At 35.9% G+C, this 14135-nt stretch carries 16 protein-coding genes; 12 read left to right on the top strand and 4 right to left on the bottom strand.

The genetic code is table 11. From position 1 onward, the window contains the following. Positions 1-76: 76 nt before the first annotated feature. Positions 77-724 (bottom strand): porin family protein, encoded by a 648-nt coding sequence (locus G9C87_RS15940; RefSeq protein ID WP_172282940.1) that lies wholly within the window; start codon positions 722-724, stop codon positions 77-79. A gap of 509 nt (positions 725-1233) precedes the next feature. Here G9C87_RS15940 and G9C87_RS15935 point away from each other — a divergent pair. Further along, positions 1234-2007, top strand: a complete 774-nt coding sequence (locus G9C87_RS15935; RefSeq protein WP_172282938.1) for a hypothetical protein — start codon at positions 1234-1236, stop codon at positions 2005-2007. 75 nt (positions 2008-2082) lie between these two features. Here the strand turns inward: G9C87_RS15935 and aroB are convergent, their stop codons facing one another. Next, positions 2083-3129 carry a 3-dehydroquinate synthase gene (gene aroB, locus G9C87_RS15930; protein ID WP_172282936.1) on the bottom strand — a complete coding sequence of 349 codons (1047 nt, stop codon included), beginning with the start codon at positions 3127-3129 and terminating at the stop codon, positions 2083-2085. 101 nt (positions 3130-3230) lie between these two features. On the opposite strand from aroB, the gene G9C87_RS15925 reads away from it, so the two are divergent. Continuing rightward, complete coding sequence (locus G9C87_RS15925; RefSeq protein WP_194304269.1) at positions 3231-4400, top strand: pseudouridine synthase; 1170 nt, start codon at positions 3231-3233, stop codon at positions 4398-4400. Positions 4401-4596: 196 nt separating this feature from the next. Here the strand turns inward: G9C87_RS15925 and pncA are convergent, their stop codons facing one another. After that, positions 4597-5202 (bottom strand): bifunctional nicotinamidase/pyrazinamidase, encoded by a 606-nt coding sequence (gene pncA, locus G9C87_RS15920; protein WP_172282934.1) that lies wholly within the window; start codon positions 5200-5202, stop codon positions 4597-4599. Between the two features lie 266 nt (positions 5203-5468). On the opposite strand from pncA, the gene G9C87_RS15915 reads away from it, so the two are divergent. The 5 genes from G9C87_RS15915 to G9C87_RS15895 all read left to right on the top strand — a co-directional run bounded on the left by G9C87_RS15915 (position 5469) and on the right by G9C87_RS15895 (position 8751). Continuing rightward, the gene (locus G9C87_RS15915; protein ID WP_172282932.1) at positions 5469-6611 is read left to right on the top strand and encodes a DEAD/DEAH box helicase; all 1143 of its coding nucleotides are present in this window, start codon (positions 5469-5471) and stop codon (positions 6609-6611) included. Positions 6612-6795: 184 nt separating this feature from the next. Further along, a complete protein-coding gene (locus G9C87_RS15910) occupies positions 6796-7332 on the top strand; it encodes a YfiT family bacillithiol transferase (RefSeq protein ID WP_172282930.1) in 537 nt (178 codons plus the stop codon). Continuing rightward, the gene (locus G9C87_RS15905; RefSeq protein WP_228457030.1) at positions 7326-7787 is read left to right on the top strand and encodes a DUF1569 domain-containing protein; all 462 of its coding nucleotides are present in this window, start codon (positions 7326-7328) and stop codon (positions 7785-7787) included. The genes G9C87_RS15910 and G9C87_RS15905 overlap by 7 nt, the downstream gene beginning before the upstream one ends. Beyond that, positions 7784-8164 carry a bacillithiol system redox-active protein YtxJ gene (gene ytxJ, locus G9C87_RS15900; RefSeq protein ID WP_172282928.1) on the top strand — a complete coding sequence of 127 codons (381 nt, stop codon included), beginning with the start codon at positions 7784-7786 and terminating at the stop codon, positions 8162-8164. The genes G9C87_RS15905 and ytxJ overlap by 4 nt, the downstream gene beginning before the upstream one ends. Then, a complete protein-coding gene (locus G9C87_RS15895; RefSeq protein ID WP_172282926.1) occupies positions 8161-8751 on the top strand; it encodes a Crp/Fnr family transcriptional regulator in 591 nt (196 codons plus the stop codon). Before ytxJ ends, G9C87_RS15895 begins: the two co-directional genes overlap by 4 nt. Here G9C87_RS15895 and G9C87_RS15890 read toward each other — a convergent pair. After that, positions 8748-10172 (bottom strand): PLP-dependent aminotransferase family protein, encoded by a 1425-nt coding sequence (locus G9C87_RS15890; protein ID WP_172282924.1) that lies wholly within the window; start codon positions 10170-10172, stop codon positions 8748-8750. The two genes, G9C87_RS15895 and G9C87_RS15890, sit on opposite strands and share 4 nt — an antisense overlap. Before the next feature lie 89 nt (positions 10173-10261). Between G9C87_RS15890 and G9C87_RS15885 the strand changes: the two genes are divergently transcribed. The 5 genes from G9C87_RS15885 to G9C87_RS15865 all read left to right on the top strand — a co-directional run bounded on the left by G9C87_RS15885 (position 10262) and on the right by G9C87_RS15865 (position 14127). Beyond that, positions 10262-11146 carry a DMT family transporter gene (locus tag G9C87_RS15885; protein WP_172282921.1) on the top strand — a complete coding sequence of 295 codons (885 nt, stop codon included), beginning with the start codon at positions 10262-10264 and terminating at the stop codon, positions 11144-11146. A 257-nt stretch (positions 11147-11403) separates the two neighbouring features. Beyond that, on the top strand, positions 11404-11643 hold the full coding sequence (locus G9C87_RS15880; RefSeq protein WP_172282919.1) for a hypothetical protein: 240 nt from the start codon (positions 11404-11406) through the stop codon (positions 11641-11643). Positions 11644-11899: 256 nt separating this feature from the next. Beyond that, on the top strand, positions 11900-12496 hold the full coding sequence (locus tag G9C87_RS15875; protein ID WP_172282917.1) for a Crp/Fnr family transcriptional regulator: 597 nt from the start codon (positions 11900-11902) through the stop codon (positions 12494-12496). Positions 12497-12537: 41 nt separating this feature from the next. Next, positions 12538-13152, top strand: a complete 615-nt coding sequence (locus G9C87_RS15870) for a Crp/Fnr family transcriptional regulator (protein ID WP_228457029.1) — start codon at positions 12538-12540, stop codon at positions 13150-13152. Between the two features lie 219 nt (positions 13153-13371). Further along, positions 13372-14127 (top strand): KGG domain-containing protein, encoded by a 756-nt coding sequence (locus G9C87_RS15865; RefSeq protein ID WP_172282915.1) that lies wholly within the window; start codon positions 13372-13374, stop codon positions 14125-14127. The last annotated feature ends 8 nt before the right edge of the window (positions 14128-14135 follow it).

Genomic DNA, 14135 nt, shown 5'->3' with positions numbered 1-14135 from the left:
AAAAATGGTTAGATTTAACCATTAAATCTAACCATTTTATTGAAATCAAAATTTGTTATCTGAATGTGTTTTATGCTTATTTAAATTTGTAAGCTAAACCTACCTGGAATACGTTGTTTCTCATCGCATCACCATTGTTGTTTTTGTAGATATCTGTTAATCCGGCAGTATATCTAGCTGTAATTCCTAGGTTTGGTGTGAAATAATATCCTGCACCAATACCGATTCCAAAGTTGAATGTGTTGAAAGCATCTTTGTCAAGACTTCTCGTTCTTGTGCTTGTATTATCATTCGTAGAACTTTTGAATTTATCTTTAGCACTTACTAAAAATCCGAATTCAGGACCTGCTTCCAAGAAGAATTCAGGAGTTGCATTATACTGGAACATTACCGGTACAGCTATGTATCCTAAATTTCTTGAAGATTCATCCTTAAAGTTATTACCTAATACTGTATATTCTCTGGTTACTTTTGAACCCAAGTCATTATACAATACCTCCGGTTGAATGCTGAATGAGCTCGCTACCGGGATGTTTGCAAAAACCCCTGCATTGAATCCGATTTTAGATTTTGAATCACTAAGGTCAGCTCCTTTTGAAAGAGATGAAACGTTCATACCACCTTTAACACCAAATGTAACCGGGTTAGAAGATGAAGTAGAAGTTGTCTGAGCGAATGCTAATGAACTTGCAGTTACTGCTAATCCTAAAATTAACTTTTTCATAACTTAATTTTTTTAATATTTTACTATTCTTAATTTTAAATTTTACTACTTGTCAACTTTCGTTTGACGCAGAGTATCTTTCAAATTAGATGCCAAAACATAAAACATGACAAAAGTCAGGTATATAAATACTGCTAAAAACTACTATAAAATACTAGAAATCAGACCAATAAAATAAATAAACAAACATTTGTTTAACATATCTTAAAAACAGCTTAAATTCTAAATTAGGCTTATTTCGAGTAAAATAATACTCAAATGACTTGAACGTAATTGATATATATTACTCCTTTTTTGAAATTAGTGGAATTTATTTTAAAATCAAGGCCGGATGAAAATTCCTTTATGAAAAACCATAAGGCCTGTAATGAATAGTAATTTAAATCATTCTTTTAATATATTTTTAATCGTCTGTAATACAATACAGTATATAAGTTGTAATTTTGATAATAAAACTTAAGGATCAGGGTTTATATTGAACCTTAAATGAAAAATAAACTAATCTGGGAATGAAACAAAACAAGCAGTTGAAATTTATACTTCCTATTCTGGGATTGGTTATTCTGCTGCTGTTGACTATGGTGGCTGGTAAAACTTTTTATCCATTAAACGTATGGGTAATGATCTGCCTGGGTATTTTAATCATTGCATTAAGTTTAAAATTAATCTATAATCTATTTCTATCCAAAGCAGCTCAATCTTTATCATCCAGGCAATACGTCGATGAACCTGGACAAAAGATCTTCTATATTTCAACTTTCCGGACAAGTTTGCTAAGTATGTCAATGATATTTTTGTCCGCAATTTTCATTTATCTTTTCACTCAGCTATTCCCTGAAATTATTGAAGAAATTTATATGGAACCTTCGGTAATAGTAATTGTTCTGATGCTCTTATATGTTATTTTATTTATAGGATCTATTTATTGTTTTTTGACAGGAATTAAGCTTTTTATCAGACGAAGGAAAATCGTACAGTTAATTATCAATGATGACAGCATCGAATTTCTCCCTGTTTACGACTTTGGAACTGCAACCCGAAACATAAGTGCGCTATCTCTATTTTTTAAGAAAAAAATGCGTAAAGCTTATTTTACAGATCAGATTTCTGTTGAAAAGGTTAATAACACCTGGAACGGAGACAAAATAAAAATTTATATTGAAGGGATCAGTTTTTACTTACCCTTTCTATATGATGATGTGGAGGACCTGGAAAAGGTATTTCAAATGATTAGACATCGCCTGATAAAGCATATTCAATTCAATACTCATGATACGCTATAGAGGTGGTATGATCATTAAAAAATCCTGATCAAACAATCAGGATTCTTAATTTTATCTAAAAAGTAAACAAACATGTTATGCATCATTCAGTTTTCTGTAAAAATGCAGTGATTTTTCAATATTTTCCTGGCTGCATTCGTGGTCAAAAACACACGATCCTATTCCGGAAAGCAAAGAGAAATTAATCTTCTTTTCCGTATTCTTTTTGTCGTTTAATAATAGAGACATCAGATTTTCATCGCTAAAATCACTGATATCCAGGTATGGATAATACCTTTTGATATGGTCAATGATCATTTCCGAATCTTCTTTTGAAATTAACTTTTCAAGGTGAGAAAGATGTGCTTCACAGATCATTCCGGCAGCTACTGCTTCTCCATGTAAAACCGGATTTCCCTGTTCAAGACAAGAGCTTTCGATAGCATGACCGATCGTATGTCCGAAATTTAAAGTTTTTCTGACATTTTTTTCATGAAAATCCTGATCTACAACATCCTGTTTGATCGCCATCGAGGTCTGAATGTGTGGTAGTACTGATTCTACATCCAGCTTTTGTATTTTGATCAGATTCTCCCAATGTAAACGGTCTGCAATTAACCCGTGCTTCAGCATTTCAGCAAAACCACTTCGTAATTCTTTGAAGGGAAGTGTTTCTAAGAACTTAGGATATACAAAAATCTGTTCAGGAAAGGTAAAGGTACCTACCATATTTTTGTAGTGCATCAGGTCAATACCTGTTTTTCCTCCAATAGAGGCATCACACATCGATAATAGAGTAGTAGGAACATTAATGAACTGGATCCCTCTTTTATAGGTTGAGGCAACAAATCCGCCCATATCGGTAATAACACCACCACCGAGGTTTATAACCAGAGCTTTTCTATCTGCCTGCATTTCCGTTAAAATCTCCCAAAGCTGATTGGCAGTCTGAATATTCTTCATTTCTTCACCCGCTTCTATCTCCAGGATTTCAAAAGCAAGATCCGTTTCCATATTGCCCAAAAGTACCGGAAGGCAATATTCATGTGTATTTTCATCAACCAATATGAAAATTTTACTGAAAGATTTTCCATGCAAAAAATCATTAAGCTGGGAAAACTGATCGTTTAATAGTGTTATCATTTCTGGAATAATATAAATTTAATTGTAGAACAATATTGCAAAGTTATGATTCTTAATTTTTAACTCGTAACTAAATTACTATCTTTGCAAAAATATTTAGAATGAGCAGAGATAATAATAAATCAGGGAAACCACAAAGACCAAGAATTTCAACCAGAAAAAATTCTGATGATTCTCGTGCTTCTAAATCTGGAAATTCTTCAAGATCAGGTTCTTTCAAGAAATCTTTTCCTAAAGCAGGAGAGAGAAATTTTGATCACAAAAGCAGCAGTTCGAAGTTTAAGAGGAGTGAGGAAAGTTTTGAAGGACGTGCTGAAGAAGGGAAATCAAAACCTGAGAGAACACCTTATATTACCAATCAAAGTGAAGGACGAGAAAAAAAGACCTATGGAAAACCAGGTCCTAAAAGAGGAGGGAAAAGTTTTGATGCAAGAGACAAATATGAGAGAGGTAGCTTAAAATATGGTAGAAGACCTTCATCGGGCAATGACAGAGATGAAGATAAAGCAAGATCTTTTGTACAGAAAAGAAGATTGAGCAAGATCGAAAAAGATGTCCATAAAGATACGATCCGTCTTAACAAGTATATAGCCAATTCAGGAATATGCAGCAGAAGGGAAGCAGATGAACTGATCACACAGGGTCTTGTAGAAGTAAACGGAAAAGTGGTTACTGAAATGGGCTATCAGGTTCAGAAAAGTGATAAAGTAGTTTTTGACGGACAAAATATTACTCCTGAAAAACCTGTTTATGTCCTTCTGAATAAACCGAAAGGATATATTTCCACTACAAAAGATGATAAAGCGAGAAAAACGGTAATGGATCTTGTTGCAAATGCGTCTCCTTATCGTGTATTCCCGGTTGGAAGACTGGACCGTTCCACAACAGGTGTTATTCTTTTAACAAATGACGGACATATGACCAAAAAACTGACACACCCGTCTTTTGATGCTAAAAAGATCTATCATGTAACACTGGACAAAAAACTGACACATGAAGATATGAAACTGATTGCTGAAGGTATCCGTCTGGATGAAGGAGTTGCTACGGTGGATCAGATTTCGTTTATTGAAGGAAAGCCTAAAAATGAGGTAGGAATTGAGATCCATATCGGATGGAACCGTGTCATAAGAAGGATATTCCAGAGATTAGGGTATGAAGTGGAAGCTTTAGACAGGGTGATGTTTGCCGGTTTAACAAAGAAAAACATCAAAAGAGGTCACTGGAGAATTCTTACGGAATTAGAAGTTAACAATTTAAAAATGCTTTAGAGATTAATTTTTAATTGATCAAAAAGGTTTTTAAACTGAAAAATATAGGCGTGGTAAAAGAATAACCACGCTTTTTTATTTAATACCATTCAGTAAAAACTATTTGTGTCATTTATACTGATTTCATTCCGGTGTAATCGATACACAAAAAGCACAGTAATTAACTGTGCTTTTTTATTTTTATGATAATAAAAGACTATCCTAAAACAGTAACTCCCTTCTGGATCATTTCGTAAATGGCGTCTCTACCGTTATCCGGTTTTACATTAACCGCGCGTGTTCCGTTAAAATGAAGGCAGGTAACATATCCGTTTGCTACAGCATCTGTACAGGTGAACTTTACACAATAATCCATTGCCAGACCGACGATTTCCAATAACTGAATGTCATGGTATTTTAAGAAGTCATCCAATCCGGTCTTCATAAAGTGATTATTGTCCTGAAAACCGCTATATGCATCAATTTCGGTATTCTTTCCTTTTTGAATAATATGGGTTACTTTATCCCTGTTAAGATCTTTATGAAAATCTGCTCCGAAAGTTCCCTGGATGCAATGATCCGGCCACATAAATTGCGGAACACCACCTAAAATAATACTTTCTCCTACTTTTTTTCCATTGTTGCTGGCAAAACTTTTATGGTCTGCGGGATGCCAATCCTGGGTTAAAACAATCTGGTCATATTCGTTTTCCTCCATTAAAAGATTGATATAAGGAATAATTTCATTAGCTCCCGGAACCGCTAAAGCTCCACCTTCACAAAAATCATTCTGAACATCTACTATTATTAGTGCTTTTTTCATATTTAAATCTCGAATTTTTGATAAATTTACAAAAACTAATACTCAAAAAATTGTCCAAACACGAATTATCGGACAAAACGACACTTTATGAAAGAATTCACCATTGTCAATGGATGAGTTCATCACAGAAAATGGTCCTTGATTATAGATTAAATTTTTAAATAATTAATTTCTATCCCAACAGACTCATTCACCTGTAAAATTAATAATCCGGTTCGGGTGTAAACCAAATATCAATAGTTTATCTTTGCAGCAAATATGTATTTATGTCATTTGAGTCTTTGGGATTATCGCACAATATTATTCAATCTGTCAAAAAGCTAGGCTATTTAAAGCCATTTCCAATTCAGGAGCAAGCTATTCCTGTTATTTTACAGGGAAAGGATTTGATGGGAATTGCACAAACCGGCTCCGGAAAGACGGCTTGTTTTGTGATGCCTATTTTAGAAAAATTACAGAATGCAGAAGTTAAGAAAGACCGTAATATTCAGGTCTTAATATTGGTTCCTACGCGTGAGCTGGCAATCCAGATTGATGAAGTTTTCAGAGCCTTTACCGGAAACCTGAAACGTGATATCCGTACGATGGCAGTATATGGTGGAGTTTCTATCAACCCTCAGATGAAAGGAATGTTCGGAGTAGAAGTCCTTATTGCGACCCCAGGACGTTTATTGGACCTGATAGAACATAAAGCTTTGAGCATTTCAGAAATAAAGCACCTGGTGATTGATGAGGCAGATAAAATGTTCCAGCTTGGATTTGGTGACGAAATGAATAAGCTTTTTGCTTTAATGCCGGTGATGAAACAAACGACTATGTTTTCAGCAACTGTAGATGATAAAGTTTCTGAAATAAAAGAACGTTTATCTCATAATCCCGTTATTATTGAAATAAAAAAGGAAGCGGTTGAAATTGATAATATCGAGCAGCTGGCTTATCATGTTTCTCCTGAACATAAAGGGCCTTTCCTGCGTTATTTAATCAAAGAGAAAAAGGTTGAAAAAGCTTTGGTATTTGTATCTTCAACAAAGTCAGCAGATAAACTGGTTGAAAAGCTTAAAAAGAATAAAATTAAGGCAGTAGCCATTCACAGTCAGAAGTCACAGGGTGCCCGACGAAATAATCTGGAAGAGTTCAAGGTAAACGGTGCTCAGATTTTGGTTGCTACGGACTTACTGGGACGAGGCATTCATATTGAGTCTTTGCCTTGTGTGATCAATTATGAGCTACCACGTTCACCCTTGGATTATATTCACCGTATCGGAAGGACGGGACGAGCCAATGAAAAAGGTACCGCCATTTCAATCCTCACGGATGATGAGTTGCAACATTTCAGGGTTATTCAAAAGAAAATGGGTAAAAAAGTGACATTGCAAAGGACGGAAGGAATCGATCTTCACGGTTATTAGAAACAATAAAAACGCTTCAATTTTTTTTTAAGAATTGAGGCGTTTTATTTTATCCCGTTAATCCCTATTTTTTTGTTGGCTGATAGCTTTTCTTGTAGTAATTTTAGAAAAAATTCCGGAAGGGCAAAAACCTTTCTGTTATTTATTGAAAGGATGAAGAACATATTAACCACGATAATTAAAAATGAGCAATTTAGAATTAAAAAAATATCCGATCGGACCATTTGAAAAGCCGGAAAGCATCGATGATATCCAATTGGATGAATATATAAAAGTGATCAAACACTTTCCTGCCAAACTGAAAAATCTGATTGAAAACTTTTCGGATGATCAATTGGATACCCCATATCGGGAAGGTGGATGGACGGTAAGACAGCTTGTCAATCATATTGCAGACAGCCATATTAATAGTTTCATTCGTTTTAAATTGGCTTTAACGGAAAATAATCCAACCATCAAACCTTATGAAGAGGCAAAATGGGCTGAACTCCAGGACAGCAGAAGTTCTCCTGTGAAACCGGCAATGAGAATGATCAAAGGAACTCACGAAAGATGGTATATCCTCCTTAAAACACTCACGAATAAGCAATTCGAAAGAACATTTCATCATCCTGAAAACCATCAGGATTATGACCTTAGAAGCTATCTGGCATTTTATAGCTGGCATTGCAATCATCATTTTACTCATATTGAAAATCTGAAGAAGGAGAGAGGTTGGTAAAAAAGAGTCTGCATAACCGAATCTATTTTGATGAGATCCTCAACAGGGTTTCTATGCTTACTGAAAATTCTCCAGGAAAATGGGGTAAGATGAATGTTGCTCAAATGTTAAAACATTGTGACCTTATTCTTGGCATTGCATTGGGAAAAACCTGGCTTTCAACTATCAATCCCCTTTTTGAGACAATAGGAGTGCTCACTAAAATAGAAATGCAGGTCTTTAATAACGGAATTCCCCGAAATATGCCTACTTTTCGAAAACTTATCGTTAATTTTGAATGTGATTTTACTGAGGCCAGAAAAGGACTCTTAGAAACAATGAATGAATACTGGGAATGTTATACCCAAGATAACCTGCCTGAAAAGCATGTTCTATTTGGAAAAATGGGAGAGAAAGACTGGGGTTTTCTGGAGTATAAACATCTCGATCATCACCTAAAACAATTTAATGTATGAGTTTTTTTGATAAAATATTTGGCGGGAAAGAAGAGAAACCGGAACAGAAATCTTTCTGGAAAAAAATAGAATCCGAGGAAGATCTCGCAGAAGCTATAGAAAGATCATACCATAACAAGGTTGCCATATTCAAACATTCTACCAGTTGTTTTATCAGTAAGACGGTGCTCAGGAATTTTGAATCGGAAATTAAGGATGCCGGTACCAATGCAGATTTATATTTTCTTGATTTGCTGGCATACAGACCTATTTCCAATAAGATTGCAGAAGATCTTGATGTAACCCATCAAAGTCCTCAACTGATTGTAGTAGAAAACGGAAAAGCCGTAAATAATGCTTCGCATCAGAATATATCAATAACCCAAATCGCACAATGAAGAATATTAATAACTACCTAGCTCAGGTTTTAAATGTTCCCACAGAACAGGTTAATGGCTGTAGCTTGCACTATGAAGTAAAAAAAGTTCAAAAGAACCAGTTCCTTCTGCAATACGGCGAAATTTGCCGCTATGTGTTTTTTGTAGAAAAAGGGCTTTTAAAGATGTATTCGATCGATAAGAACGGAAAAGAACACATCATACAATTTGCCCCTGAAAGCTGGCTGATTTCTGACCGCACCAGTATTTACTTTAACGAACAATCGGTGTATTATATAGAGGCTGTGGAGGATTCCGAAGTTTTATTTCTTCATCCGGACTTTTTTAACAAACTGGTCTCCCAGTTTCCGGACAGTGCAGAAAGACGGGATATTCTTTTACAAAAGCACGTCAGAAGTCTTCAGGACAGGATCAGCTCATTATTAGGTGAGACTGCAGAAGAAAGATACCTTAAATTCATTAAAATGTACCCGGATTTATTATTACGGGTACCGCAATGGATGATCGCATCTTATCTAGGAATTACCCCAGAAAGCCTTAGCCGTGTAAGAAAGGAATTAGCAAGGAAAAACTTTGTTGTTGATTAAGATTCCCTCTCAATCATTTTAGCCATTTTTCCTACCTCTATTAGCTTTTGTTGGGTTTCTTCTGACCAGGGAAGCCCGATACACATTCTCATACAATTTTCAAACTGATCCTGGAGACTGAACATTCTTCCCGGTGCAATGCTTATACTTTGCTTAATGGCAAGGTCGTATAATTTCCGGGTCTGTATTTTTTTATCGAATTCCACCCAGAGGGAAAGCCCTCCCTGTGGCCTGCTTGTTTTGGTTCCTTCCGGAAAATGCTGCGCAATGGTCTGGACATAATTCTGATAATTAGCCTGCAGGGTTTTCCGTAGTTCCTGAAGGTGTTTTTCGTATTTCCCGGTTTTTAAGAAATTAGCAACGGCTTCATTTACAATAGAAATAGAAGAGGTGGAATGAAGAAGTTTGAGTTTGAGGATTTTGTCTTTGTACTTTCCGGGAGCAATCCATCCTACACGGTAACCCGGGGCAAGCGTTTTTGAGATAGAGCTGCAATATAAAACATTTCCTTCTGTATCAAAGGATTTACAGCATTTCGGGCGGTGTGTTCCGAAATAAATATCCCCATACACATCATCTTCAATAAGCGGAATGTTATTTTCGGCAAGAAGTTTTACGACTTCTTTTTTATTTTCATCAGACATACAGCTTCCTAAAGGAGTATTGAAATTAGGGATCAATAAGCAGATGTCGATTTTGGGAATAGCTTTTTTCAGGGATTCGATTTCAATTCCATGGGCAGGATGGGTAGGCAATTCCAATACTTTAAGTCCAAAGCCGGTAGCCAGTTGTAAGATGCCCGGATAACACGGGCTTTCTATAGCTATAGTATCTCCCGGTTTTCCTAAAGCCATCAGACAAAATGACAAAGCATTCATTCCACCGTTGGTCGTCACAAGGTCATTTTCGCTAAAGTTTCCGCCCCAGGATAAAGATCTTTGGGCGATCATTCTTCTTAATTTTAAATTCCCTTGGAGTTCTTCATACTCTGCGCCTCCATATTCAAGCTCCCGTGTGGCATGGATGATTTCCTTTTTAAGTTTTGCATGCGGTAATAATTCTCCGGATGGAATTGCTATGGAAAAAAGGGTAAGATTTTTCTTTCCCATATTTTCATACACTTTACTGATGAGTTCATCGGGTTCGTTATTATTGGCAATCAGTGATGGCCTGCTGACTTCAGGAAGTGGAAGCTTTACCGAAAGTAACTGACTTACAAAATATCCGGACTGTGGTTTGGGTTCAATGAGTGACATGGATTCCAGTTCCAGGAATACACGCTTTGCCGTGTTCATACTAATCTGATGCTCAAGGCATAATTTTCTTACCGACGGAAGTTTATCGCCAGGCTTCAAAACCCCGCTTGTAATCTGTGAAACAAAACCATTGGTGATCTCTGTGTACAAAAAATTTTTACTCATATCTTAAACTGTGCTCATGCAAATATACAAAACTGAGACTGTGTTTATTTATTTTTCCTCTCTAATTTTGATTTATAAAAAAATATAAAATGATAACGAATAAAATTTCAAAAGATCAGGCTCTTAGCGGATGGATCAACGGATTTATCGGAGTATTGCTATTCAGTGGTTCGCTGCCGGCCACAAAATTAGCCGTAATGGATATGAACCCAATTTTCGTAACGATCGCGCGGGCAACCATTGCCGGTGTATTGGCTTTATCTGTCATTCTGATATATAAAGAAAAACGTCCGGTAAAGGAACAGATATTCCCATTAGCTCTGGTCTCATTGGGATGTGTTATTGGTTTTCCTTTGTTGTCTTCTCTGGCCCTTCAATATATTACATCTGCACATTCTATCGTGTTTTTAGGAATGCTTCCTCTTGCAACAGCTATATTCGGGGTACTGAGAGGTGGTGAGCGACCGCATCCTGTATTTTGGTTTTTTTCTATTGCCGGCAGCCTTTTGGTTATAGGATATGCTGTTTCGCAAGGGATATCGGCTTCTCCTGTTGGCGATATTCTGATGCTTGCCGCTGTTGTTTTATGTGGGCTTGGTTATGCGGAAGGTGCTAAGTTGTCAAAAACACTGGGAGGGTGGCAGGTGATATCCTGGGCGCTGATACTGGCCTTACCCCTTATGATCCCTTTATTTTTCATCTATTTTCCCAACCATATTGAAACCGTGAGCGGACAGGGATGGTTTGGCCTAGCTTATATTTCATTATTCAGTATGTTTATCGGGTTTATTTTTTGGTATAAAGGACTTGCGCAGGGAGGAATTTCGAGTGTAGGGCAATTACAGCTTTTACAACCATTTTTTGGACTTGCATTGGCCGCCTATCTGCTTCATGAACCTGTAAGTATAGGAATGCTGGGAGTGACAATTGGTGTGATTTTATGTGTTGCCGGGACCAAAAAATTTGCAAAATAAAAGGTTTAAAAATATTATAACAAGAAAAGATTGCTGTAAGGCAGTCTTTTTTGTTGTATATAAATCACTCTGTAACGCTTTATGGTATTATAAATTAAACTTTCACACAAAAAACCTTATGATTGAAGTCATAAATTTATGAATGTTTTATCTGTAGATTTGAAATATAATTATTAAATAATCGTTCATATATAAATATGATTGATTTTTATTTAAAATTATATTATATACACCACACACCACAAAATAAAAATAGTATGAAATTGATCTTATCATTAAGCATCATGGGTTTACTTATCCTGAGTTGCAAAAAAGAAAAGGAAAATCAGATGAATAACGGCGTTGACACGGTAACTACAGTTCCGGGGGATATGATGGGAGCTGTTCCTCCAGCCTCTGACACGATGACTACATCATTTCCTTCCAGAGACAGTACTGCCCAATCCGGCACAACCACTATGCCTGCACAGGATTCTACCACAAATAAAAAGAGATAATTCTTCAATTAACGTAAAAATTCTTTCAAGTAAATGGGTGTTCGTGATATCTCACGAATGCCTTTTGTTGATAGATTTATGTAAAATATTTTCATATAATAATTTGTATTTCAATCAGTTAATTAAATTATAATTAACATAAAAAATAATCAATAGGTGCAATTATTGCACTTGTAAAAGCATTGGTCCATTAAAATATTTTACTAGGGTGTTTTTGTGAACTTTGTTTATATAATAATACCAAAAACTAAATATTATGGTAATCAACGAAAACGTCTTATATTCTATGGGAGCTGAGACAAAACAATATAGTCCTTCGGATTTTATTTTTAGTGAAGGAGATTTTGCACACTATTATTATCAGATTGTAGAGGGTGAAGTAAAATTGAATAATTATAATGAAGATGGTAAGGAATTTATCCAGAACATCTTATCAGAAGGACAATGCTGTGGCGAGTCTATTCTCTTCATAGATAAACCTTATCCTATGAATGCCGAGGCATTGACGGAATGTAATATCCTGAGACTTTCTAAAAATCTTTTTTTTCAATTGCTGGAGGAATCTCCGGAATTGTATCTGGAAATCAGCAGTTTTTTATCTCAACGACTTTATTACAAATATGTAATGATGCAGAATATATCTTCACTTAATCCCATTACACGCCTAAAAGGTTTGATGGATTACCTGAAGAGCTTTCATAATGACAAGAGCCCTTATTCATTTTCTATTCCTTTAACCCGACAACAAATGGCCAATCTTACAGGATTGTGCGTGGAAACAGTGATACGATCTTTTAAAAAAATGGAAAAAGAAAGCACCGTACAGATTGAAAACAGAAAAATTTTGTATTAAGATTTAGTTTTAGTATTTTTCTGGGTACAAATGGAAACAGAATGAAAACAATAAGCTGCATGAATATTGACCAGGAACTTTTATATTCTTTTGGTGCAGAAGATAGAACATATAAAAGAGGGGAATTGATTTTCAGGGAAGGTGACCATGCGCTTTATTATTTTCAGATTGCTGACGGAAAAGTAAAGCTTAATAATTATAATGAAGAAGGAAAAGAGTTTATCCAGAATATATTAGGTAAAAACCAGAGTTTTGGAGATCCATTACTCTTTCTGGATAAATTATATCCAACAAACGCAACAGCATTAACATCTACAGAAATTATAAGGATATCCAAAGAAAGCTTCCTGAAGTTACTGGAAAAAAATCCTGACCTTTCTCTAACAATGAACGCCTGCCTTTCTCAGAGGCTGTACTATAAAATACTGATGACTCAGTATATGGCATATCAGAATCCTGTATTTAGATTGAAAGGGCTCATGGAGTACCTGAAGAGCTATTCGGAGAATGACTGCCAGTTTGAATTTCCCATAGAGCTGACGAGACAGCAGATTGCCAACCTTACCGGTTTGCGCGTAGAGACTGTAATCAGAACGTTAAAGAAAATGGAAAAAGAAAATTCTATTAAAATCGAAAATAGACGAATTTTATATTAGTAACATGATTCAAGTCATAAGAACAGGTATTTTAATCTCCTATCTTTGATATACTAATTTACAACTAAGGAATATAATTCCTTTTCCAGAGTAAAATAATTACTCCTTTTTTACTGTACAATTTATTTTAAACATCAAATCATTAATTGTTGTTCAATACTAGTCATGTCCAATAATTAATAACATCACGCAATATTAATTACAAAAAAATTTAAAGTTATGAACACCAGAAATTCAAACAATCGAAGTTCAAGAGGTAATTCATCCAATGAATCAAGATCAACACTTGAAGAAGTGTATCAATTAGGTTATGACCATGGTTATAACGATGCATCCGAAGAAGAGGATTATGATGATGACTTCTCAGATTATGAGGATTATTATGATAATGAATATGACGACGACGATGATTATGATGAAGATTATGACAATGAGGATTACGAAGATGAAGATGACTATAATGATGAAGATGATAACAGAGGTGGAGGCAGGTCCGGTAACGGTAACCAACAGAGAGACAGCGACGGCAGATTTACTTCCGGAAGAGGAAGAAGTTCGGGCTCCGGCTCAAGAAGTAGCTCAAGATCAGGAACTAATAATCAGCAAAGAGACAGTGATGGCAGATTTACTTCCGGAAGAGGAAGTAGCTCCGGATCTCGTAGCGGTTCTGGATCTTCAGGTTCAGGCGGTAGAGGAAGATCATCTTCATCATCTTCAAGATCGGGGGATTCCGGAAGCAGAACGGGTAACAGTAATAATTCCCGTAGTTCAAGATCGGGAAGCAGCAATAGTGGATCAGGTCGTGGATCTAATTCAGGTTCTGGCACATCAAAAAGAGGTTTTGCTGCCATGAGCAAAGCTGAACGTACAAGAATCGCCCGTATGGGAGGTCAGGCATCTCATGGAGGTGGAAGATCTTCGGGTTCGGGATCAGGTTCCGGAAGATCAGGATTCGGAGGCAGACGTAATTCATAATTTATATT

Origin of the sequence: Chryseobacterium sp. LAM-KRS1 (genome assembly GCF_013184525.1) — a bacterium.
Taxonomy (GTDB): domain Bacteria; phylum Bacteroidota; class Bacteroidia; order Flavobacteriales; family Weeksellaceae; genus Chryseobacterium; species Chryseobacterium proteolyticum.
Note: the sequence above shows the minus strand (reverse complement) of the source record. Positions and strands in the feature narration are given on the sequence as shown.